This window comes from Phycicoccus sp. DTK01 (assembly GCF_017312765.1).
Taxonomy (GTDB): domain Bacteria; phylum Actinomycetota; class Actinomycetes; order Actinomycetales; family Dermatophilaceae; genus Phycicoccus; species Phycicoccus jejuensis.
Map to the genome: position 1 here is coordinate 36,841 of NZ_BOPU01000009.1, position 21,275 is coordinate 58,115.

The 21,275-nt window shown below is 74.4% G+C and carries 21 protein-coding genes and 1 tRNA gene; 5 read left to right on the top strand and 17 right to left on the bottom strand.

The window, feature by feature from the left end:
• Positions 1-292: 292 nt before the first annotated feature.
• The 5 genes from J3473_RS16210 to J3473_RS16230 all read right to left on the bottom strand — a co-directional run bounded on the left by J3473_RS16210 (position 293) and on the right by J3473_RS16230 (position 5,570).
• Positions 293-1,168 (bottom strand): sulfotransferase, encoded by an 876-nt coding sequence (locus J3473_RS16210; protein ID WP_207024939.1) that lies wholly within the window; start codon positions 1,166-1,168, stop codon positions 293-295.
• Positions 1,169-1,269: 101 nt separating this feature from the next.
• Positions 1,270-2,757, bottom strand: a complete 1,488-nt coding sequence (locus J3473_RS16215) for a sugar transferase (protein WP_207024940.1) — start codon at positions 2,755-2,757, stop codon at positions 1,270-1,272.
• A gap of 268 nt (positions 2,758-3,025) precedes the next feature.
• Entirely contained in the window at positions 3,026-3,628 is a 603-nt protein-coding gene (pth, locus tag J3473_RS16220; protein WP_030528905.1) for an aminoacyl-tRNA hydrolase, read from the bottom strand.
• 86 nt (positions 3,629-3,714) lie between these two features.
• Positions 3,715-4,395: a 50S ribosomal protein L25/general stress protein Ctc gene (locus J3473_RS16225; RefSeq protein ID WP_030528906.1), complete on the bottom strand. Its 681-nt coding sequence runs from the start codon at positions 4,393-4,395 to the stop codon at positions 3,715-3,717.
• A gap of 203 nt (positions 4,396-4,598) precedes the next feature.
• Entirely contained in the window at positions 4,599-5,570 is a 972-nt protein-coding gene (locus J3473_RS16230) for a DMT family transporter (protein ID WP_207024941.1), read from the bottom strand.
• Between the two features lie 107 nt (positions 5,571-5,677).
• Between J3473_RS16230 and J3473_RS16235 the strand changes: the two genes are divergently transcribed.
• Positions 5,678-6,235 (top strand): CGNR zinc finger domain-containing protein, encoded by a 558-nt coding sequence (locus J3473_RS16235; protein ID WP_207024942.1) that lies wholly within the window; start codon positions 5,678-5,680, stop codon positions 6,233-6,235.
• 26 nt (positions 6,236-6,261) lie between these two features.
• On the opposite strand, the gene J3473_RS16240 is transcribed toward J3473_RS16235, so the two are convergent.
• The 3 genes from J3473_RS16240 to J3473_RS16250 are packed head-to-tail and all read right to left on the bottom strand — an operon-like array spanning position 6,262 to position 10,061.
• Positions 6,262-7,266, bottom strand: coding sequence for a ribose-phosphate diphosphokinase (locus J3473_RS16240; protein ID WP_306790192.1), 1,005 nt, complete (start codon positions 7,264-7,266; stop codon positions 6,262-6,264).
• Positions 7,263-8,738, bottom strand: coding sequence for a bifunctional UDP-N-acetylglucosamine diphosphorylase/glucosamine-1-phosphate N-acetyltransferase GlmU (glmU, locus tag J3473_RS16245; protein ID WP_207024944.1), 1,476 nt, complete (start codon positions 8,736-8,738; stop codon positions 7,263-7,265). The genes J3473_RS16240 and glmU overlap by 4 nt, the downstream gene beginning before the upstream one ends.
• 45 nt (positions 8,739-8,783) lie before the next feature.
• A complete protein-coding gene (locus tag J3473_RS16250; RefSeq protein ID WP_207024945.1) occupies positions 8,784-10,061 on the bottom strand; it encodes an MFS transporter in 1,278 nt (425 codons plus the stop codon).
• Between the two features lie 82 nt (positions 10,062-10,143).
• On the opposite strand from J3473_RS16250, the gene J3473_RS16255 reads away from it, so the two are divergent.
• A complete protein-coding gene (locus J3473_RS16255; RefSeq protein ID WP_207024946.1) occupies positions 10,144-11,025 on the top strand; it encodes a LysR family transcriptional regulator in 882 nt (293 codons plus the stop codon).
• On the opposite strand, the gene J3473_RS16260 is transcribed toward J3473_RS16255, so the two are convergent.
• The 4 genes from J3473_RS16260 to J3473_RS16275 form a co-directional block, all read right to left on the bottom strand.
• The gene (locus J3473_RS16260) at positions 11,022-11,558 is read right to left on the bottom strand and encodes a universal stress protein (protein ID WP_207024947.1); all 537 of its coding nucleotides are present in this window, start codon (positions 11,556-11,558) and stop codon (positions 11,022-11,024) included. The two genes, J3473_RS16255 and J3473_RS16260, sit on opposite strands and share 4 nt — an antisense overlap.
• A 14-nt stretch (positions 11,559-11,572) precedes the next feature.
• Complete coding sequence (locus J3473_RS16265; protein WP_030528912.1) at positions 11,573-13,051, bottom strand: MFS transporter; 1,479 nt, start codon at positions 13,049-13,051, stop codon at positions 11,573-11,575.
• Positions 13,052-13,334: 283 nt separating this feature from the next.
• Positions 13,335-13,583, bottom strand: a complete 249-nt coding sequence (locus tag J3473_RS16270; RefSeq protein WP_207024948.1) for a hypothetical protein — start codon at positions 13,581-13,583, stop codon at positions 13,335-13,337.
• 259 nt (positions 13,584-13,842) lie between these two features.
• Positions 13,843-13,921: transfer RNA gene (locus tag J3473_RS16275), tRNA-Gln, on the bottom strand.
• Positions 13,922-14,094: 173 nt separating this feature from the next.
• On the opposite strand from J3473_RS16275, the gene J3473_RS16280 reads away from it, so the two are divergent.
• A complete protein-coding gene (locus J3473_RS16280) occupies positions 14,095-14,706 on the top strand; it encodes a TetR/AcrR family transcriptional regulator (RefSeq protein ID WP_030528914.1) in 612 nt (203 codons plus the stop codon).
• A 15-nt stretch (positions 14,707-14,721) separates the two neighbouring features.
• On the opposite strand, the gene J3473_RS16285 is transcribed toward J3473_RS16280, so the two are convergent.
• On the bottom strand, positions 14,722-15,528 hold the full coding sequence (locus J3473_RS16285) for a methyltransferase domain-containing protein (RefSeq protein ID WP_207024949.1): 807 nt from the start codon (positions 15,526-15,528) through the stop codon (positions 14,722-14,724).
• Positions 15,529-15,609: 81 nt separating this feature from the next.
• Between J3473_RS16285 and J3473_RS16290 the strand changes: the two genes are divergently transcribed.
• Positions 15,610-16,107, top strand: a complete 498-nt coding sequence (locus tag J3473_RS16290; RefSeq protein WP_207024950.1) for a MarR family winged helix-turn-helix transcriptional regulator — start codon at positions 15,610-15,612, stop codon at positions 16,105-16,107.
• A gap of 19 nt (positions 16,108-16,126) precedes the next feature.
• Here the strand turns inward: J3473_RS16290 and J3473_RS16295 are convergent, their stop codons facing one another.
• Complete coding sequence (locus J3473_RS16295; protein WP_207024951.1) at positions 16,127-16,939, bottom strand: hypothetical protein; 813 nt, start codon at positions 16,937-16,939, stop codon at positions 16,127-16,129.
• Positions 16,940-16,974: 35 nt separating this feature from the next.
• Here J3473_RS16295 and J3473_RS16300 point away from each other — a divergent pair, with 35 nt between their 5' ends.
• Positions 16,975-17,526 carry a PadR family transcriptional regulator gene (locus J3473_RS16300; RefSeq protein ID WP_207024952.1) on the top strand — a complete coding sequence of 184 codons (552 nt, stop codon included), beginning with the start codon at positions 16,975-16,977 and terminating at the stop codon, positions 17,524-17,526.
• Between the two features lie 9 nt (positions 17,527-17,535).
• On the opposite strand, the gene J3473_RS16305 is transcribed toward J3473_RS16300, so the two are convergent.
• From J3473_RS16305 to rsmA, 3 genes are read right to left on the bottom strand one after another with little or no spacing between them, the layout of a single operon-like run.
• Entirely contained in the window at positions 17,536-19,356 is a 1,821-nt protein-coding gene (locus tag J3473_RS16305; RefSeq protein ID WP_207024953.1) for an ABC-F family ATP-binding cassette domain-containing protein, read from the bottom strand.
• Positions 19,356-20,285 carry a 4-(cytidine 5'-diphospho)-2-C-methyl-D-erythritol kinase gene (locus J3473_RS16310; protein WP_030528920.1) on the bottom strand — a complete coding sequence of 310 codons (930 nt, stop codon included), beginning with the start codon at positions 20,283-20,285 and terminating at the stop codon, positions 19,356-19,358. The genes J3473_RS16305 and J3473_RS16310 overlap by 1 nt, the downstream gene beginning before the upstream one ends.
• Positions 20,286-20,340: 55 nt before the next feature.
• A complete protein-coding gene (gene rsmA, locus J3473_RS16315) occupies positions 20,341-21,228 on the bottom strand; it encodes a 16S rRNA (adenine(1518)-N(6)/adenine(1519)-N(6))-dimethyltransferase RsmA (protein WP_207024954.1) in 888 nt (295 codons plus the stop codon).
• Between the last annotated feature and the right edge of the window lie 47 nt (positions 21,229-21,275).

Consider the following 21,275-nt stretch of genomic DNA (forward strand, 5'->3'; position numbering starts at 1 on the left):
GTCGACAGCACCTGCGCGTACCGGCCGCGGCGCACCAGCGCCAGCGCGTCCTTGGTCACCCGGGCCGCCGCGAGGTAGCCGCGCGGCGGCACGTGCTCGACGTGGTGGACGCGCTCACCCTCGAGGAGGGTGCGGGACTGGTCGTCGTCGAACGTCACCCACTCGCAGTCGGCGGGGGTGAGACCGAGCCGCTCGCGCAGCCGCATCATCTCCTCCAGGTGACCGCCGGTGGACGCCACGAGGAGGACCGGGAGCGACCCGCCGGGCCGGACGGACGGGGAGCCCGACGAGGTCACCGACGCCAGCCCGGGGTCCGCCCGAGCAGCCGTTCGAGGGCCTCGTCGTGCGGGACGAAGTGGGCGTCGAGACGGGCCCGGACGTGCTCGGGCATCGGCTTGCTCGGCCGGGCGTTGTGCTGCTCGAAGCGGGGAGGCTGCCACGCGTCGAGACCGAGGAAGTCCGTCACGCGACGGTACTCGTCGGCGGGGGCCGCGAAGAACGACTCGCTGTCGAGCACGTGGAGGCGGTCGGCCGGGACGTGCTCGAGGACCCGCTCCAGCTGCTCGGCGTACTGGCTGCGCCGGCGGTAGGCCTGGTGGCGGTGCGCGTGGCTCTCGTAGGTGACGTCGGCGGCCATCCGCTCGAGCTCGCCCTCCAGCCGCTCGTCCTCGAGGTCGAGGGCGCGCTCGAAGGAGGTCTCGGTCTCGAAGCCGCGGGCGAGCTCGTGCTTGTACGCCGAGAAGGCACGCTCGGCCGGGTCGCGCAGCATCGCGACCAGCTTGACGTCGGGCAGGTCCCGCACCAGCCGCTCGATCGCGAAGGGGTGGAACATGTAGTAGGTGCACGCCTCGAAGGCCTGCGGGGCACCGTGGCCCTGCGTGCGCAGCCGCGCGAGGCGCTCGACCGGGAAGTGCCCCCGGTACCAGTCGAGGTCACGGTCGTAGTGCAGCGAGAAGTAGTCGACCCCCTTCTCCACACCGGGCCGGAACACCTGGGGGTGCTCGGTCAGGTGCTTGAAGATCGTCGTCGTGCCGCACCGCTGCCCCCCGATGACCACGAAGGAGGGCAGCATCCGCAGCCCGGGGGTGGCCTGACCGAACCTGGCGTACGACGTGCGCGCCAGACCGTGCAGCGGGGTGGGGACGCGCTCGCGCAAGGACATGCTCATCGGCCCCCCACCGCCTCGGCGGTCGTGCCTGTCGACGCGGTCATGGGTGTCTCCTCGGGGTCTTGCGGGTGGTGGGCCGGCGCACGCGTGCTGCCGGCGGGTCAGTATGCGCCGCTGCCCCGGACGACCGCCTTGACCGTCCGCAGGAGGATCTGACCGTCGAGCGCGAGCGACCAGTTGTCGACGTACCAGAGGTCCAGGCGGACGGAGTCGACCCACGAGAGGTCGCTGCGGCCCGACACCTGCCACAGACCGGTCATGCCGGGCCGGACGCGGAGGCGGCGCACGGCGTCGCTCTCGTAGCGGTCGACCTCGTCGCGCAGCGGCGGGCGCGGACCGACGAGCGACATCTCGCCGCGGACGACGTTGATCAGCTGCGGCAGCTCGTCGAGGGAGAAGCGGCGCAGCACGGCGCCGACCTTCGTGACCCGGGGGTCGGTGCGCATCTTGAACAGGACGCCGTTGCCGTCGCTCTGCATCTCCAGGCCGGCGAGGTGCCGGTCGGCGTCGACGACCATCGTGCGGAACTTGTACATCGAGAAGACGCGGCCTCCCTCGCCGACGCGCTCCTGACGGAACAACGCGGGGCCGGAGGAGTCACGACGCACCATCACCCCGAGGGTGATGAGCACCGGCGAGAGCGCGAGGAGGGCCAGGGCGCCGAGGATGCGGTCGGCGGCCAGCTTGGTCGTGTAGCGCCAGCCGCTCTGCACCGGACGCTCGACGTGGAGCATGGGCAGACCCGCCGCACGGCGCATCGTGAGGCGCGGACCGGCGACCTCGACGACGCCGGGGGCGACGAGGAGGTCGACGTCGCGCTGCTCGAGGGCCCAGCCGAGGCGCCGCAGCGCGTGCCCGGACATCGTCGGGCTGCTCGCGACGGCGACGGCGCTCGCGCCGAGACGGTCGACGACGCTGAGGGCGTCGGCCTCGGTGCCGAGCACCTTGACGCCCGGGTCGTGCCGCAGCGCGTGGTCCTGGGGGTCCGGGACGCAGACGCCGAGGACCTTCATCCCCGTCGTCGTCGGGTCCTGCTCGATGCGGTGCGCGACCTCGAGCGCCGCCCGGGCGTCGCCGACGACGACGGTCGGCCGGAGGTTGCGCCCCGCGAGCCGGGCCCGGACCAGCCGGCGCCGCAGGGCGTGCCGCCCGGCGAGCGTCGTCACGGTCATCACCGGGACGGAGAGGAAGAGCGTCCCCCGGGAGAACTCCAGCTGGAGGGCGAAGGACGCGAAGGCCACGAGGGCCACGAGCCCCACCGCCGACCGCGTCACCGCGCGGTACTCCTCGGTGCCCGCCCCGATGTAGCGCGCGGCGTAGGCACCGTTGTGCGCCAGGACGACCAGCCAGGCGAGCGCGACGACGACGAGCGTCAGCCGTCCGGACTCCACCTGCCCCGGGATCGTCTGCGCGGACCCGAAGACCGCGTTGCGCCCCAGGATGCCGACGACGACGGCGACGACCGCCGCCAGCGCATCGACCGCGACGACCGCGCGTCGGTAGCGCTTCTCCCAGGCGGCCAGACCGGCCCTGACCTGGGCGTGGCCGAAAGAGGCCAGATCAATGTGTGGGACGCGCGTCGGTGACACCGAGGAACGTCCATGAGTTTCCTGAGCAATGCTCATCGAACCGTCGACCCCTGCAAATCGATGGTATTCGAAGAGCGACGATGGCGTCGGCCCCTGCTACCGGACAGCCACCTTCGTCGTTCCTCACGTCGCGGCCGGCCCTGCTTCCGGTCGTGACGTCGAGGACGACTGTAGCGCCTGGTCCGCACCCGTCGCAGACGAATGGTGAAAGTTCACTGACGAGATCTTGACCGGCTCTTGATGGACGGGTAGACGGCGGGGTGACGGGTCAGCGCGGTGCGTGCACCCGCTGCTGCGCGTCGAGGAGGCCGAGGGTGACGAGCTGCTCGACGGCGTCGGCGGCGTCGTCGAGGAGGAACGGCAGCTCCTTGCGCTCCGTCGGCGAGAAGTCACGCAGCACGAAGTCGGCGGGGTCCATCCGTCCCGGCGGACGGCCGATGCCCACCCTGACGCGGTGGTAGTCCTTGGTGCCGAGCGACGACGAGATCGACCGCAGCCCGTTGTGACCGCCTTCTCCCCCACCGCGTTTCAGCCGCACGGACCCGGCGTCGATGTCGAGCTCGTCGTGCACCACGACGAGCCGCTCGGCGGGCACGGAGAAGAACGACAGCAGCGCCTTGACCGGGCCGCCGGACTCGTTCATGTAGCACGACGGGACGGCGACGACGGCCGACGGACCGGGCACCCCGCCCGGGCCGGTGCCGAGGCGCACCTGGGCGGCGGTGGCGCGCGCCTTGTGGGTGCGCAGGGTGTCGCCCGAGCGGCGGGCCAGCTCCTCGACCACCATCGCGCCGACGTTGTGGCGGTTGCCCGCGTAGCGCGGACCGGGGTTGCCGAGTCCGACGACGAGCCAGGGTCCGGTGTCCGTCACGGGGTCGATTCTGCCATCCGCGCCGCGGACGCCGACGGGGCCCGGTCCGTGCGGACCGGGCCCCGTGCGGGACGTGCGAGCGGAGCTCAGGACTCGTCGGAGCCCTCGCCCTCGGCGGACTCGTCGTCGGAGGACTCGGCGCCCTCGGCGGCCTCGTCCTCGGACTCCTCGCGCTCGATGCCGGCCTCGGCCTCGGCCTCCTCGAGCTCGGCCTCGAGCTCCTCGGCCGTCACCTGGGCGGTGACGTTGACGACGAGGGCCTCGGGGTCGGTGACCAGCGTGGCGCCGGCCGGGAGGGTCAGGTCGCTCGCGAGGACCTGGGTGCCGACCTGGGCGCCCTCGACGGAGTGGACGACGCTCTCGGGGATGTTCGTGGCCTCGACCTCGAGCTCGACCGTGCCCATGACGGTGGTGACGACCGTCTCCGGCGCGGCCTCGCCCTCGACGTGGACGGCGACCTCGACGGTCACCTTCTCGCCGCGGCGGACGACGACGAGGTCGACGTGCTCGATGACCGGCTTGATCGGGTCGCGCTGCACGTCCTTGGCGAGCGCGAGGTGCTCCTTGCCGTCGATGACGAGCGTCAGGAGGGCGTTGGTGTGCTTGAGCGCGAGCATCGACTCGTGGCCCGGCAGGGTGATGTGCACCGGCTCGGTGCCGTGGCCGTACATGACGGCGGGGATCTTGTGGTCGCGGCGGATCTTGCGGGCCGCGCCCTTGCCGAACTGGGTGCGCTGCTCGGCGACGAGCTTCGTGACGTCGGACATCGGGTACTCCTGGGGTGGATCGGGAAGCTGGACGGTGCGTCCTCGACGCGGGGCGTGGCACCGGACCGGCGCGCGAACGGCCCGCGGACCACCCCAGGGGGGTCTGCGCACCGCCAGCGTCGATCACGGAGGTCGCGGGCCCTGCGGCCCGGCCGGACCACTGCGTCCGGTGCGACGTCCCTCGCCGAGGCAACCCCGAGAGTCTAGGCGACGGGAGAGGGTAGGTCGAAATCGGCGTCCCGGCGCCGCCCCGCCTCCTCCTGCCGCCGCTCCCCGACGCGCACCGCGGCGACCCCGGCGAGCACGACGAGACCACCGACGAGCTGCCACGGACCGGGCAGCTCGCCGAGGACGAGCCACGCGAAGATCACGGCGAAGAGCACCTCGGTGAGGCCGACGAACGAGGCGAGGGTCGAGCCGAGGTGGCGCGCCCCGAGCACACCGAGGACGTAGGCGACGGCCGCGGCCACGACGACGAGCTCGGCGAGGGCGACCCAGGCCGGCACGCTCGCGCCGGCGACGTCGACGCGTCCGGCGCCCACCTCCATCGGGAGCACGCCCGTGCCGCCGAGGACGGCGAGCACGACCGCGCCGGCCGAGAGGCCGAGGGCGGCGAAGGTGAACGGGGGCAGCGTCGTCTCGCGCGCGGCGAGGACGTAGTGCCCGGCGAGCCCGGCCGCCGCGAGCAGGCCCCACGCGACGCCGACGAGGTCGGGCGTCCGCTGCCCGGTGACGTCGAGGACGAGCGCCAGCCCGGTGAGGGCCAGGACGATGCCGAGACCGGTGAGCCGGTGCGGCGCCCGCCGGGTGAGGAGCCAGACCCACAGGACGACGAGGACGATGCCGAGGTACTCGATGAGCAGGGCGACGCCGACGGCCAGCCGCTCGACGGCCTGGAAGTAGCCCAGCTGGGCGGCGGCCACCGCGAGGCAGCCGTAGGCGCCGACGAGGGGGAGCTCGCGCCGCACCTCGCGGAGCCGGTGACGCACCTGCCACAGCCCGACGGGCAGGAGGAGCACCGCGGCCCCGGCGATGCGCAGCAGCACGACGGCCCCCGGCGACCAGCCGGCCCCGATGAGCGACTTCGCGAACGGCCCCGACGTGCCGAACGCGGCGCTCGAGAGCAGCAGCGCGACGAGCCCGACCCCGACGTGCCGACGGACCGCCTCGACCATCCCGCTGCCTCCTGCGCCCGGACCCCTCTCCCGGCGCCCACCGGGATGTCAGGAGTCAACTGCTATGTTGCACCTGACAGTAGGGCCGCGACCTGTCAGGAGTCAAGATGGTTTTCACCCATGACACGGACCTCGTGCTGCGGCACGCGGCGGCCCTGGTCAACACCGCACCCGGGCACGGGTCGAGCGAGGACGAGGACCTGCCGGACGTCGCGGCCGTCCTCGCGTGGATGGACGCGTGGCAGTGGAGCGGCGGCCGGCCCGACGGCCCCGACGAGGTCGGCGCCCTCCACCGCGTCCGGGCCCGCGTCGAGCGGCTGTGGACCGCCCCGCTCGCCGAGCAGGTCACCGAGGTCAACGCCCTGCTCGCCGACGCCGGCGCGACGCCCCGGCTCGTCGAGCACGACGGCCAGGGCTGGCACGTCCACGCGACCGACGACGACGCCCCGTTCGCCGAGCGCGTCGCCGTCGAGCTCGCGATGGCGATGGTCGACGTCATCCGCGCCGACGAGCGCGAACGGCTCGCGGTCTGCTCGGCCGACGACTGCGACGACGTCTACGTCGACCTCTCGCGCAACCGGTCGCGCAAGTTCTGCGACGGCACGTGCGGCACCCGCGCCAACGTCGCCGCCTACCGTGCCCGCCGGGCGGCCGCCGGGTCCTGACCCGGCCGGCGCCCGCGGGGGGAGGCTCAGGCGCGGCCGCCGAAGAGGCTCGTGACCGAGCCGTCCTCGAAGACCTCCTTGACCGCGGCGCTGATGAGCGGCGCGATCGAGAGCGTCGTCAGCCCCTCGAACTCCTTCTCGGGCGCGATCGGCAGCGTGTTGGTCACGATGACCTCGCGGGCCGCGCACGCCTCGAGGCGCTCGACCGCCGGCTCCGAGAGGATCGCGTGTGTCGCGGCGATGACGACGTCCTTGGCGCCGTCGGCCAGCAGCGCGTCGGCGGCCTTGGTGATGGTGCCGCCGGTGTCGATCATGTCGTCGACGAGGACGCAGACCCGGCCGCGCACGTCACCGACGACGCGGTTGGCGACGGTCTCGTTCGGCCGGTTGATGTCGCGCGTCTTGTGGATGAAGGCCAGCGGCGCGCCGCCGAGCCGCTTGGACCACTGCTCGGCGACCTTGATGCGGCCGGCGTCCGGCGAGACGACCGCGAGGTCCTCGTCGCCGTACCTGCGCGCCACGTACTCCGAGAGCACGGGGATGGCCATGAGGTGGTCGACGGGGCCGTCGAAGAAGCCCTGGATCTGGTCGGTGTGGAGGTCGACGCAGATGAGGCGGTCGGCGCCGGCCGTGCGGAACATGTCGGCGACGAGGCGCGCGCTGATCGGCTCACGGCCACGGTGCTTCTTGTCCTGGCGGGCGTAGCCGTAGAACGGCATGACGACCGTGATGCGCTTGGCGCTGGCCCGCTTGAGCGCGTCCACCATGAGCAGGTGCTCCATGATGTTCTCGTTGATCGGGCTCGTGTGGCTCTGGATGACGAAGGCGTCCGAGCCGCGCACCGACTCCTCGAAGCGCACGTAGATCTCGCCGTTCGCGAAGTCGTACGCGCTCGTCGGCACGAGCTCGGTGCCGAGCTGCGCGGCGACCTCCTGCGCCAGGCCGGGGTTGGCCCGGCCCGAGAAGACCATGAGCTGCTTCTTCGGCCGCTTGCGGATGTTGGCCGAGGGGGGACGGTTGCTGCTGCTCACGAGGTGGGGCCCTCCGGGGTGGGGTCGGTGTCCGTGCTCTGCTCGGCGGCGCGGGCGCGCGCGGCGGCCTGCGCGGTGCGGGTGCCGGCGCGGGCGCGCTCGACCCATCCGTCGACGTTGCGCTGGCGCCCCCGGGCCACGGCGATCTGCCCCGGCGCGACGTCCCCGGTCAGCGCGCTGCCCGCCGCGACGTAGGCCCCGTCGGCGACGTGCACCGGGCTGACGACGACCGACTGCGAGCCGACGAAGCTGTGCGCCCCGATCGTCGTGTGGTGCTTGGCGACGCCGTCGTAGTTGGCGAAGATCGTGCCGGCGCCGATGTTCGCGCCCTCGCCGATCGTCACGTCGCCGGCGTAGGTGAGGTGGGGGACCTTGGCCCCCTCGCCGATGTCGGCGTTCTTCGTCTCGACGAAGCCGCCGATCTTGCCGTGCGCCCCGAGGCGCGTCCCGGGCCGCAGGTAGGAGTACGGGCCGACCGTGGCGCCGTCGCCGACGACGGCGAGGTTCGCGACGGCGCGGGTGACCTCGGCCCCCTCCCCCACCTCGGTGTCGGTGAGCGTGACCTCCGGGCCGATGACGGAGCCGGCGCCGATGCTCGTCGCGCCGAGCAGCTGCGTGCCCGGCAGGATCGTCGCGTCCCGGCCGATCGTCACGTCGACGTCGACCCACGTGGTCGCCGGGTCGACGATCGTCACGCCGGCGCGCATGTGCCGCTCGCAGACCCGGCGGTTGAGGACCCGCCCGAGCTCGGTCAGCTGGACGCGGTCGTTGACGCCCTCGGTCTGCCACGGGTCGTCGACGACGTGCGCGCTGACGACGCGGCCGGCCTCGTGGGCGATCTGCACGACGTCGGTCAGGTACTTCTCGCCCTGCGCGTTGTCGGTGCCGACCTGCGCGAGCGCCTCGCGCAGCAGCGCAGCGTCGAAGGCGTAGATGCCCGAGTTGATCTCGGTGAGGGCGCGCTCGGCCTCGCTCGCGTCCTTGTGCTCGACGATGCGCGCGACGTGTCCGTCGGCGTCGCGGACGATGCGGCCGTAGCCGGTGGGGTCCTCGAGGTGGGCCGTGATGACGGACACCGCGCTGCCCGAGGACGTGTGCGCCTCGGTGAGGGCGACGAGCGTCTCGCCGGTGAGCAGCGGCACGTCCCCGTAGGTGACGAGCACGGTGCCGTCGAGGTCGGCGGGCAGGACCTCGAGCCCGCACTCGACCGCCCGGCCGGTGCCCTTGACGTCGTCCTGGTCGGCGATGAGGAGCCCGGCGTCGAAGCCGGAGCAGAACTCGACGACCCGGTCGCGCTCGTGGCGCACGACGACCGACACGTGCTCGGCGGCGGTGGCCCGCGCCGCCCGGACGGCGTGCCCGAGGAGGGTCGTGCCCCCGATGCGGTGGAGGACCTTGGGGGTCGAGGACTTCATCCGCGTCCCCTCGCCTGCGGCGAGGACGATGACGGCGGCCGGTCGAGTCGCGTTCACGCGCTGTGCTCCAGGTGAGGTCGGTGCCACGGGCCGGGCGCCATGCTACCGCCGGGCGAGGGACGGACCGCCCGCCAGGGTGGGGACGACCCCGAGGGGCCGGGTGCGGTGCAGGACGAGGCTCAGGACGCCGCAGGACGCGAGCAGCAGCGCCGCGAGCGTGAGCACGCCGGCCCAGCCGTGGTCCGCCCAGAGGTGGCCCGCGAGCGCCCCGGAGACCGAGGCGCCGAGGTAGTAGGAGAAGAGGTAGAGGGCGGCCGCCTGCCCCGTCGCGACTCCCCCGGCGTGCGCGCGTGCGGGGACCCAGCCGCTCGCCAGGCCGTGGACGACGAAGAACCCCGCGGTCAGCACCGCGACCCCCGCGACGACGACGGGCAGCCGGTCGGGCGCGGTGAGCAGCAGCCCGACCAGGGCCACGACGACCCCGACGGGGGCGACCGCCCGGCGGCCGACGCGGTCGGCGAGGCGTCCCGCCAGCGCCGAGCCCAGCGAGCCCGCCGGGTAGACGAGGAAGAGCAGGCTGGCCGCCCCGAGCCCGAGGTGGAAGGGCGCCGCCTCGACGCGGAACCCGAGGGTGTTGAAGACCGCCGTGAAGGCCCCGACACCGCAGGCCCCGGTCGCGTAGAGCGCGAGCAGGGCGGGGTCCGTGACCGCCCGCCGGGCCCGTCGCGCGACGGCGCGCGCCCCTCCCGCCACGGCGACGAAGCCCCGGGCCGGCGGCAACACGGCCCGCACGACGACGGCGCACACGGCGCCGACGGCGGCGGCGCCGGCCAGCGCCCATCGCCACCCCGCGACCTCGGCGAGCGGCCCCGTGAGCAGGCGCCCGGCCATCCCCCCGACGGCCGTCCCCGCGATGTAGAGGCCGGCGGCCCGCGCCTGGGTCGAGGCGTGCAGCTCCTCGCGCAGGTACGCGGTGGCCACGGCCGGCAGGCCGGCCAGGGTCACGCCCTCGAGGGCACGCAACCCCACGAGCACCGGCCAGCTCGGGGCGAGGGCACAGGCCGCGGCGACGAGCGCCGAGGAGGCCAGCGAGAGGTGGACGATCCGGGTGCGGCCCACCCGGTCCGAGAGCGGCCCGACGACGAGGAGGGTCAGCGCGAGCGCCGCCGTCGTCGCGGACAGCGACCAGGTGCTCGCCGCCCGGGAGACGCCGAAGTCGTCGGAGAGCTGCGGGAAGACCGCCTGCGGGGCGTAGAGGAGGACGAAGGTCGCGATGCCCGCGGCGAACAGCGCGAGGACGACACGGCGGTGCCCGGCCGTCCCCGCGCGGTGGCCCGGGCCACCCTCGGGCGTCGTGGCGGTCTCGGTCGAGGAGGTCACGGCACCACGGTGCGCTCGAGCCTCAGCATTCGTCCAATGTCGTCCATGGCTAATCACGATGCGTGGTGCGTATGGTGGTCGGATGGACCTCCGCGACCTCGAGTGGCTGGTCGCCCTCGACGCCACCGGCCACGTCACCGACACCGCGGCCACCCTCGGGACCACGCAGCCGACGCTGTCCCGCACCGTGGCCCGCGTCGAGGCCGAGCTCGGGAGCCGGCTCTTCGAACGGCTGCCCCACGGCGTCGTGACCACCCCGGACGGCGAGCTCGTGGTGCGCGCCTCCCGGGAGCTCGTCGACCGCTGGAGACGCCTGCGTGCCGAGCTGGACGGCCGGCACGACCCGGAGGGCGGCGTCGTCCGGCTGGCGTTCCTGGACTCGATGGCGACCTCGCTCGTCCCCCGGCTGCTGCGGGCCTTCCACGAAGGAGCGCCGCGTGTCCGGATGGTCCTGCGCCAGGAGCCGAACCACGACATCCTCGCGGACCTGCGCTCCGGGGCGGCCGAGCTGGCGGTCACCTCGCCCCGGCCCGAGGGGCCTCTCGCCTGGCTGCCGCTGCAGGAGGAGCGCCTCGTCGTCGTCGTGCCGCCGACGCACCGGTGGGCCGGCCGCCGCCGGCTGCGCGTCGCCGAGCTGGCCGACGAGCCGCTCGTGACGACCCCGGTCGGCTTCGGCTTCCGGGCCGTCGTCGACTCGCTCCTCGTCGACGCCGGGGTCGTCGGGCACGTGGCCTTCGAGAGCGCCGACCTCGCGACGATCGAGGGACTCGTCGCGGCCGGCCTCGGGGTCGCGCTGGTGCCGGAGCAGTTCGTCGGTGCGAGCGGCACGGTCGGGGTCCCCGTCGACGCGCCCGGTGCCCGGCGCACCGTCGGTCTCACCTGGCGCTCCGACCGCGACCTCGACCCGCCCGCCGCGCGCTTCCTCGGCTTCGTCCGCGACCGCCGACGCGCCGGAGCGCTCTAGCCGCGATCGGCGCGCGAGGTGCCGAGACCCGGCCGGCCGGCGCTCCCGGCCGCCCGGACCGCGGCCCAGCCGGCGCGCTCCAGCCCGGTCTGCGGCTCCCCCGAGATGCGCGGGGGCATGACGACCACCGGGCAGGGCGCGGCGTAGACGAGCCGGTGGGCGAACAGCGGCGCGGACGCGAGCGAGCGGGGCGCGTCGACGACGAGCAGGTCCGCGTCCTCGGCCGCGTCGAGGAGGACCCTGCGCCGGTCGCCGCGCACGACGCGGACGTCGACGTCGTGGCCCTCGCCGAGCACGGAGCCGACGTCGGCGGCGAGGCGCGCCATCGCGTCGTGCTCGGTGTCGGCGACGCTCGCCACGCGGGAGGCGGTGGTCCCGGAGGGGGTGGCCTGCGGGTTGGGGGTGCGCCAGGCCCGCACGGCGACGACCCTCCCGCCGTGCGCGCGGGCCTGCTCGTGGGCCCAGCGCAGGGCGGTCGGCGAGCTCGACCGCGGGCTGACCCCGACGACGACGGTGTACACGTGCTCGGTCATCCCAGGCCCTCCGATCACACCGGCAGCTTGACGGTCTCGTTGCCCTGCTCGTCGTAGCTCGTGAGCGGCGGCGCGATCTCCTCGAGGCTCTTGTTCTCGGCGTCGACGCCCCACACGTGGGCCACGAGCGCGCCGACGAGCATGATCCCCGTCGCGATCATGTAGCCCCAGAACATCGGCGTGCGGTCCTTCCCGTCGCCGATGAGCCAGCCGTAGAAGACCGGCCCGATCGAGCCGAAGACCTGCGCGATGGCGAAGAAGTACGAGATCGCCTGGCCGCGGACCTCGAGCGGGAAGATCTCGGACACCGTGAGGTACCCCGCCGACGCACCGGCCGAGGCGAAGAAGAAGGCCACGCACCAGAACGCGGTGTGCACGCCGGCCCCGATGGCGTCCTGCTGGAACAGCCAGGCCGAGATCGCCAGCACGACACCCGCGAAGGCGTAGCAGCCGGTGATCATCCGCCGGCGTCCGATCGTGTCGAACAGGGGCCCGAGGAGCAGCGGCCCGAGGAGGTTGCCGATCGCGAAGGGGAAGAAGTAGAGCGCCGCCTGCGACGGGGTCTTGTCGTAGAAGTTCTGCAGGACGAGCGCGTAGGTGAAGAAGATCGCGTTGTAGAGGAAGCTCTGCGTGATCATCAGCGTCGCGCCGAGCGCCGTGCGCGTCGGGTACATGTGGAAGAAGACGTAGCGCAGCTGCTTGAACGTCAGCCCCTCGCGCGCCTTGATCCACATCGCGTCGTCGTCCGAGTGGTGCGGCAGCTCCTTGCCCGCCGCGCGCACCTCGTCCTCGAGGTCGCCGACGACCTTCTCGGCCTGCTCCGTCCGGCCGTGCGTCACCATCCACCGCGGGCTCTCGGGGATGTGGCGGCGCAGGTAGATGATGCCGAGGCCGAGCACCGGGCCGATGAAGAACGCGATGCGCCAGCCGACGTCCTGGCCGAAGCGGTCGGTGTCGAGGAGGATCGTCGAGGCGAACGCGCCGATCGCCGCGCCGGCCCAGTAGGTGCCGTTGATCGCGAGGTCGACCCGGCCGCGGAAGCGCCCCGGGATCAGCTCGTCGACGGCGGAGTTGACCGCCGAGTACTCGCCGCCGATGCCCATCCCGGAGATGAAGCGGAAGACGAGGAAGAGCGTCATGTTCGGCGCGAGACCGGCGGCCGCCGCGGCGACGAGGTAGAGCGCCAGGGTCAGCGTGAACAGCCGCTTGCGCCCCCAGGAGTCGGTGAGGCGGCCGAACAGCACGGCCCCGACCACCTGCCCCACGAGGTAGACCGTGCCGGCCAGGCCGACGTCGGCCGCCGACATGTCGAGCGTCTTCTCGAAACCGCCCGCGGCGACGATCTGCGCCTCGAGCCCGTCGAGGATCCACGCCGTCCCGAGGCCGAAGATCACGAGCCAGTGGAACTTCACCCACGGCATGTCGTGCATCCGGGCCGGGATGAGGCTCTTGACCGGCTTCTCCTGCGTCTGCGTCGACTCCGTCGTCGTCACGTCACGTCCCTCCTGGTGCGTCCGGGCAGTGCTACCGACCCGGACGACGTCGTCCTCCCCACGGGAAGCCGGACGGCGAGGGAGCCGGGCATCCCTGCAACGTAGACCCGGCGGGGCCCGCCGGTGGGGCTGCGGTGCGCACGGGATCTGGCTGCGCCTCAGGCGCTTTGCGGACCCATGACGAATGTCATGGGTCACCGGGCGCGGACATGACCGCGCCCCGACGAGCGGCGGTGCAGGGGGTGCCGTCTGGGTCGGGGCGCGGCGTCGCGGGGTCGAGCTGTCAGCGGCGGCGGGTCACCCGGACCGGCTCGCCGTCGGAGGGCGCGCCGTCGCGCCCCCCACGGAGCTTGTGACGCACGTCGAGGGCGATGCCCACGTAGAACACGCCGAGGAGCGCGAAGCGCAGGGGAAGGGGGAGGTACGGGCCCGCCATGCCGAGGGAGACGATCATCGCGACGAGGGCGGCCCCGAGGTACACGAGGGACCAGAAGGTCCAGCGCAGGGCCGAGGTGATCGTGTCCATCGTCATGCCCTGCTCCTCCGGCTCGGTGCGGTTAGCACGATCTTGCCCGGTTGGCGAGGGTTTCGGGAAGATCCGAGCCGAATGTTCGACGATTTCCGGCCGGACGGCCGACCCCGTCCCGGGCGCCGTTCCTGCTCGCCCCCGATGCTCTCTCCCGAAGGGCTCCCCGGGTAGGCGCCGCGTCTCCGCCCGGGTTCCTCCGTCACCCGTGCGGTGCCGCTCCCCAGATTCCTACCCGGGGAGCCGGCTCGCTCCGCATCGCCTGCTCCCCGGGTAGGAATCGAACCTACGTCGCTTGTCCTGATTCAAAGTCAGGCGGGCCCTACCAGCAGACCAACCGGGGACCGCCGCCCGCAGGACGGCTGGGCCCGAGGGTAGTCGCTCGGCGGCCTCCCCCCGCACGCGCTCGGGCGCACCCACGGCCGGGGCGCGGCACGGCAGGGGCGGGCGAGGCGGCACAATGGCGCGGGTGAGCGACGACACGGGGGCCAAGAAGTCTCGGACCGCACGCGCGCGGATGACCGGCCGCGAGCGGCGTGAGCAGCTCATCGGCGTCGGCCGCAAGCACTTCGCGGACCGTGGCTTCGAGGGGGCGACCATCGAGGAGATCGCCGCCTCCGCCGGGGTGTCCAAGCCCGTCGTCTACGAGCACTTCGGCGGCAAGGAGGGCCTCTACGCGGTCGTCGTCGACCGCGAGATCGAGTCGCTGCTCGCCGGCGTCGCCGCCGCCCTCGACTCCGGCGGCACCTCCCGCCAGCTCATCGAGCGGGCCGCGCTCGCCCTGCTCGCGTACGTCGAGAACAACTCCGACGGCTTCCGGATCCTCGTGCGCGACAGCCCGACCGGCCAGGCCACCGGCTCCTTCGCGAGCCTGATGAGCGACATCTCGAGCCAGGTCGACCACATCCTCGCGGCGCAGTTCAAGAAGCACAAGCTCGACCCCAAGGCCGCCCCGATGTACGCGCAGATGCTCGTCGGGATGGTCGCGCTGACCGGTCAGTGGTGGCTCGACAACCGCAAGTTCAAGAAGCAGGAGGTGGCGGCGCACGTCGTCAACCTCGCGTGGAACGGGCTGACCGGCCTCGAGCCGAAGCCGTCCCTCACACCCGAGACGCTGGCCCTGGACTGACGCCAGGGACGTGCCTCAGTCGTCGCGGTGCGCGACGGCGAACACGCGGCGGAACGGGAAGACGACACCGGCCGAGCTGCGGGGGTAGGCCTCGCGCAGGGCCGCCGCGTACGGCTCGAGGAACGCCGCCCGCTCGTCCTCGTCCTCGAGCAGGTCGAGGACGGGGCGCAGCCCGGTCGCGGTGACCCACGTGAGCACCGGGTTCTCGTCCTCGGCGTCCGGGTCGAGCAGGTGGACGTAGGTGGTCTCCCACGCGTCGACCTCGCAGCCCAGCCGCGAGAGCATCCGCAGGTAGGTGGCCGGCTCCCCCGCCGCCGGCACGTCGAGGGCGGCCGTCAGCTCGCCGGCCCGCGGGTGACCCTCCGCGACGTCGCGCATCAGCCGGTGGCTCGGCGCGTCGAAGTTGCCGGGGACCTGGAGCGCGAACCACCCGCCGGGCGCGAGGGCCTCGACCCAGGGGACGACGAGGTCGAGGTGCCGGGGCACCCACTGCAGCGTCGAGCTCGTGACGACGACGTCGGGTGCCTGGCCGAGGGAGGCGGGGTCCCAGTCGCGCAGGTCGCACTGCACCCACTCGACGCGGCCGGCGGTGTCGAGGTCGCGGGCCGCCTCGAGCATCGACTCGGCGGCGTCGACCCCGACGACGCGCGCGTCGGGCCACAGCGCGGCGAGCGCGAGGGTCGCCGGCCCGTGGCCGCACCCGAGGTCGACGACGAGCGCGGGGTCCTGCGCCCCGACCTGGGCGACGAGGTCCGAGAGCGGCCGCGAGCGCTCGCGGGCGAAGCGCCCGTAGGCGGACGGGTCCCAGCTCGACGTGCTCATCGCGGCCTCCTCGACACGGGCGACGGCCCGGCACGCCGGTTTCTCGACGTCAAGAAGTTTGACGAGGAGTAGCATCGCGCCATGGCCGCTGACGACGTCGACCGTATCGTCTCCGCCTGGCGGCGCGAGCGACCCGACCTCGACGTCACGCCGCTCGAGGTGCTCTCTCGCGTCTCGCGGCTCGCCCGGCGCCTCGACCTCGCCCGGGGCCGCGCCTTCGCCGGCACCGGCCTCGAGGGCTGGGAGTTCGACGTGCTGTCGGCGTTGCGCCGCCGCGGCGAGCCCTACGAGCTGAGCCCGGGGCAGCTGGTCGCCGAGACGCTCGTGACGAGCGGGACGATGACCAACCGGGTCGACCGGCTGCTGGCCCGCGGCTACGTCGAGCGGCGCCCCGACCCGGGCGACCGCCGCGGGGTCATCGTCCGCCTCACCCCCGAGGGCACGGCCGTCGTCGACGCCGCGCTCGACCGGCTGCTCGCGAGCGAGCGCGAGCTGCTCGCCGAGCTCGGCCCCGACGAGCGCGACGGGCTCGCCGCCCTCCTGCGCCGCCTGCTGCGCCCCTTCGAGACCGAGCGCTGACCGGCGAGGGACGCCACGGTCAGTGGTCGAGCGCCCCCTCCACCCAGCGCAGCAGCCACGGCCCGCGGTCGGTGACCTCGGCGGCGTCGCCGATGCCCTCGGTGACGACGTCCCAGCCGTGGGCCGACCCCTCGAGGCGGACCCGCTGCTTGCGGGTGCTCGGCGAGGCCTCGACCGCGGCGTCGAGCACGTCGCCGTCGATGCCGTCGTCCCCGTCGGACGACGCGACGAGCAGAGGGACGGTCGTCGCGCGGGCCGCCGTCACGGCGTCGGGCACCCCCTCCCACCGCTCCGGCCCGGACAGGTCGACGACGGCGTCGGCCCCGGCGGCCTGACCGACCCCGAGGGCGCGGGCGCCGCCCATCGACGCGCCGACGACCGCGACCCGCTCGGCCCCGCTCGCGCGGGCCCGGTCGACCGCGGCCGCCACCTGGGCCCGTACGTCCGCCGTGGTGGCGTCCGTGCACCGTGACGCGCCGTGGACGCAGTCGTCGACCGCGAGCGCGAGCATCCCGTGCTCCCCGAGCCAGCGCGCGTACGGCACCCAGCCGCAGAACCCGCCGGCTCCCGTCTGGTGCAGCAGGACGACGGCCCGCCGCCCCGAGCCGTAGGTGGCCCCGGTCATCCCGGACCCGTCCGGCGCCTCGACCGTGACGATCCGGCCCGGGGCGCTGCTCAGACAGCGCTCGGCGACGGTCGTGACGGCCGCCGTCGGCAGCGGGGCCGGGGTGGTCGGCGACGTCGCCGTCGTGGGGCCTCCGCCCGCGCACCCGGCGGCGACGAGCACCGCCGCGACCGCCCCGACCCGCCGACCACGACCGCCCCGCCTCATATGTCGACTGTGACATATCGGGCTAGCCTGCGTCCATGCCCTCGGACCTCGGCCACGCCCTCCTCGGGCTGCTCGCCCGGCGTCCGTCGACCGGCTACGAGCTCGCGCGGCGGATGCAGCGTCCCGTCGGCTTCTTCTGGACCGCCGGCCACAGCCAGGTCTACCCGGAGCTCGCCCGGCTCGAGGACGACGGTCTCGTCGAGCACGACGAGGTCCCGGGGCGCGGGCCGCTGCCCACCAAGCGCTACCGCCCGACCGCGGCGGGGCTGGACGCACTGCGCACCTGGGTGGTCGCCGACCTCGCGCCCCAGCCGGTGCGCGACCTCGAGGTGCTGCGCCTGTGGTCGCTCTGGGCCGTCGAGCCCGAGGCCGCCGCCGGGCTCGTCGAGCGGGTGCGCGCCGGGCACGCCGAACGTCTCGCCGCCTACGAGGCCGACCTCGCCTCGCTCGCGGGCGACCCCGCCGCGCTCGAGCCCGACTCCCCCGCCTTCGCCAGCCGGCTGACGCTCGAGGGCGGGCGTCTGACCCGCCGCGCGGCCCTCGAGTGGTGCGACCTCATGCTCGCCGAGCTGCGCCGGCCGCGCTGAGCCCCGGCGTCAGCCGACGACGTCGGCGGCCTCGAGCCACTCGAGCTCGAGGACCTCGCGCTCGTCGACGACCTCGCGCAGCTCGCGGTTGAGCTCGAGGACGCGCCCGTGGTCGGTCGCGGCCTCGGCCATCGCCGCGTGCAGGCGCTCCTCGCGCGTCGCGAGGCGCTGCAGCTGCTTCTCGACGCGCGCCATCACCTTGCGCGCCTCGCGCACCTCGGCCGGGTTCGGGCCGGGGGCGGCCGCCGCGGCGGGAGCGGACGCCCCACCACCGGGCACCTCGCGCACCCCGCCACCGCTCTCGACGAGGGCGTGCCGCAGGCGCAGGTACTCCTCGACGCCGCCGGGCAGGTCGCGCAGGACACCGTCGCCGAGCAGCGCGAGCTGCCGGTCGCAGACCCGCTCGAGGAGGTACCGGTCGTGCGAGACGACGACGAGCGTGCCGGCCCAGCCGTCGAGCAGGTCCTCGAGCGAGGTGAGCGTGTCGATGTCGAGGTCGTTCGTCGGCTCGTCGAGGAGGAGGACGTTCGGCTCGTCCATGAGCAGGCGGGTCAGCTGGAGGCGACGGCGCTCGCCGCCGCTGAGGTCGCCGACGCGCGTCTGCTGCTTGGGACCGGTGAAGCCGAGGCGCTGCGCGAGCTGCGAGGCCGTCAGCTCCTTGGGGCCGAGGCGCACGACGGCACGGACGTCCTCGACCGCCTCGATGACGCGGCGGTCCGCCCACGCGTCGAGCTCGCGGACCTCCTGGGTGAGGTGCGCCAGCCGCACGGTGACACCGACCTTGCGCTTGCCCGCCGCGAGCTCCGCCTCGCCCGCGAGGGCCCGCAGGAGCGTCGACTTGCCGGCGCCGTTGACCCCGACGAGGCCCACGCGGTCGCCCGGCCCGAGCCGCCACGTGAAGCGGTCGAGCAGGACGCGGTCGCCGACGGTGAGGCGCGCGTCGAGCAGGTCGACGACGTCCTTGCCGAGGCGCGTCGTCGCGAAGCGCATCAGCTCGACGTCGTCGCGCGCCGGCGGCTCGTCGGCGATGAGCGCGTTCGCGGCGTCGATGCGGAACTTCGGCTTGCTCGTGCGCGCGGGCGGGCCCCGGCGCAGCCACGCGAGCTCCTTGCGCAGCAGGTTGTCACGCCGGTCGGCGATGACGCCGGCCATCCGCTCGCGCTCGGCCCGGGCGAGCACGTAGGCGGCGTACCCGCCCTCGTACTGGTGCACGGCGCCGTCCTGCACCTCCCACGTCCGGGTCGCCACCGCGTCGAGGAACCAGCGGTCGTGCGTGATGACGACGAGGCCGCGCGAGGGCCCCGCGAAGCGCTCGACGAGGTGCGCGGCCAGCCAGGCGACGCCCTCGACGTCGAGGTGGTTGGTCGGCTCGTCGAGGAGCAGCAGGTCCGGCGCGGCGACGAGGAGCGCCGCGAGGGCGATCCGGCGTCGCTCGCCGCCGGACAGCGGGGCGACCGGGCCGTCGAGACCGCCGACGAGGGGCGCGTCGAGGCCGCCGAGCAGCCCGACGAGGACGTCGCGGACCCGGGCGTCGGCGGCCCACTCGTGCTCGGCCATCCCCGAGAGGACGGACTCCCGGACGGTCGAGGCGGGGTCGAGGGTGTCGGCCTGGGTGAGGACCCCGGTCCGCAGCCCGCCGACCCGCGCGACGCGGCCGTCGTCGGGCTCGCGGTCGCCGGAGAGGACGCGCAGCAGGGTCGTCTTGCCGCCGCCGTTGCGGCCGACGACGCCGATCCGGTCGCCACCGGCGACGCCGAGGGAGAGGGCGTCGAGCACCTGGGTCGTGCCGAGGGCGAGGGAGGCGCGCTCGACGGAGACGAGGCTCGCCACTAGTCGACCCGGTGGTGGAGGACCTGGGCGCCGTGCACCGGGCCGGTGGCCCGCCGCACGTCACGGACGACCCCGCTCGCCGTGAGCGCCACGGCGAGGTCGATGCCGGCCTCGGAGCCGTCGACGAGGAAGGCGATGGTCGGGCCGGAGCCGGAGACGATGCCGCCGAGCGCGCCGTACTCCATCCCGGCCGCGAGCACCTCACCGAGGTCCGGACGCAGGCTGACGGCGGCGTCCTGGAGGTCGTTGGTCAGCTGGGGCGCGAGCTCGTGCGGGTCGCCGGTGCGCAGCGCCGCCATGAGCGCCGGGGTCGCGACCGGGGCCGGGACGTCCGAGCCGGCGCGCAGCCGGTCGCACTCGGCGTAGACGGCCGGGGTCGAGAGACCGCCGTCGGCGAGCGCGAGGACCCAGTGGTAGGTGCCGCGGGCCAGCACCGGCGCGAGGAGCTCCCCGCGGCCGCTGCCCATCGCGGTGCCGCCGGCGACGAGGAACGGGACGTCGCTGCCGAGCTGGGCGGCGACGGCCTCGAGCTCGTCGCGCTCGAGGTCGAGCTCCCACAGCTGGTCGAGGGCGACGAGCGTCGCGGCCGCGTCGGCGGACCCACCGGCCATCCCCCCGGCGACGGGGATGCCCTTGCGGATGCTCACGTGCACCGGGTCGGCGTCGCAGCGGCGGGCGAGGAAGCGTGCGGCGCGCAGCGCGAGGTTGTCGCCGTCGGTCGGCACGCCGTCGGCGAGCGCGCCCGAGACCGACACGCCCCACGCGTCGGCCGGCGCGACGGTGACCTCGTCGTAGAGGCTGACGGCCTGGTAGACGGTGGAGAGGTCGTGGTAGCCGTCGTCGCGGACGGGACCCACGAGGAGCTCGAGGTTGACCTTGGCCGGGACGCGCACGGTGACGGCGCCGGGCGCGGTGGGGGCCGAGGTCATGGCTTCACCCTAGTCAGAGCCGGGGCGTGCGCCGCGCGCAGTGCGCGGCGCAGGCTCAGCCCTCGACGGCGCGCGACGCGGTGCGGGCGGCCGCGATCCGCGCGAAGGCCGCGACGTCGAGCTGCTCGCCGCGGGTGCGCGGGTCGACGCCCGCGGCGACGAGGGCCTCCTCGGCGGCGGCGGGCGACCCCGCCCACCCGGCGAGCGCGGCGCGCAGGGTCTTGCGCCGCTGGGCGAACGCGGCGTCGACGACGGCGAACACCTCCGGGCGGGTCGCGGTCGTCTCCGGCGCCGGGCGCCGCGTGAACGCGACGAGCCCGCTGTCGACGTTGGGCACGGGCCAGAAGACGCTGCGTGGCACCTGACCGGCCAGGCGGACGTCGGCGTACCAGGCGGCCTTGACGCTCGGCACGCCGTAGGTGCGGGAGCCGGGCGGGGCGGCCAGTCGCTCGGCGACCTCGAGCTGCACCATGACGAGGACCGTCCGCAGCGAGGGGAACAGCTCGAGCATCCGCAGCACGACGGGCACGGAGACGTTGTAGGGCAGGTTCGCGACGAGCGCGGTGGGCGGCGGCCCGGGCAGGTCGGTGACGGCGAGGGCGTCCGCGGGGACCACCTCGAGCCGGTCCGCGAGACCGGGCGCCCGCGCCGCGACGGTGGCGGGCAGGGCGCCGGCCAGGGTCGGGTCGACCTCGACGGCCACGACCCGCCGGACGACGGGGAGGAGGGCGAGGGTCAGGCTGCCGAGGCCCGGCCCGACCTCGACGACCACGTCGTCGGGGCCGACGCCCGAGACCCGGACGATGCGGCGCACGGTGTTGCCGTCGACGACGAAGTTCTGCCCCCACTGCTTCGTCGGCCGGATGCCGAGGCGCGCGGCGACCTCCCGGACGTCAGCGGCCCCGAGGAGGGCGGCGTCGGGGGCGTTCTCGGGCTCGCTCACGCGGTCACCCTAGCCACGGCGCGGCGCGACGTCCGCCGCGGTCCCGG

Excerpts from the sequence above, each read along its gene's own strand:
- J3473_RS16210 (WP_207024939.1), bottom strand. The coding sequence starts at position 1,168 with ATGAGCATGTCCTTGCGCGAGCGCGTCCCCACCCCGCTGCACGGTCTG.
- J3473_RS16225 (WP_030528906.1), bottom strand. The coding sequence starts at position 4,395 with ATGTCCGACGTCACGAAGCTCGTCGCCGAGCAGCGCACCCAGTTCGGC.
- J3473_RS16230 (WP_207024941.1), bottom strand. The coding sequence starts at position 5,570 with ATGGTCGAGGCGGTCCGTCGGCACGTCGGGGTCGGGCTCGTCGCGCTG.
- J3473_RS16235 (WP_207024942.1), top strand. The coding sequence starts at position 5,678 with ATGGTTTTCACCCATGACACGGACCTCGTGCTGCGGCACGCGGCGGCC.
- J3473_RS16255 (WP_207024946.1), top strand. The coding sequence starts at position 10,144 with ATGGACCTCCGCGACCTCGAGTGGCTGGTCGCCCTCGACGCCACCGGC.
- J3473_RS16260 (WP_207024947.1), bottom strand. The coding sequence starts at position 11,558 with ATGACCGAGCACGTGTACACCGTCGTCGTCGGGGTCAGCCCGCGGTCG.
- J3473_RS16270 (WP_207024948.1), bottom strand. The coding sequence starts at position 13,583 with ATGACGATGGACACGATCACCTCGGCCCTGCGCTGGACCTTCTGGTCC.
- J3473_RS16280 (WP_030528914.1), top strand. The coding sequence starts at position 14,095 with ATGACCGGCCGCGAGCGGCGTGAGCAGCTCATCGGCGTCGGCCGCAAG.
- J3473_RS16285 (WP_207024949.1), bottom strand. The coding sequence starts at position 15,528 with ATGAGCACGTCGAGCTGGGACCCGTCCGCCTACGGGCGCTTCGCCCGC.
- J3473_RS16290 (WP_207024950.1), top strand. The coding sequence starts at position 15,610 with ATGGCCGCTGACGACGTCGACCGTATCGTCTCCGCCTGGCGGCGCGAG.
- J3473_RS16295 (WP_207024951.1), bottom strand. The coding sequence starts at position 16,939 with ATGAGGCGGGGCGGTCGTGGTCGGCGGGTCGGGGCGGTCGCGGCGGTG.
- J3473_RS16300 (WP_207024952.1), top strand. The coding sequence starts at position 16,975 with ATGCCCTCGGACCTCGGCCACGCCCTCCTCGGGCTGCTCGCCCGGCGT.
- J3473_RS16310 (WP_030528920.1), bottom strand. The coding sequence starts at position 20,285 with ATGACCTCGGCCCCCACCGCGCCCGGCGCCGTCACCGTGCGCGTCCCG.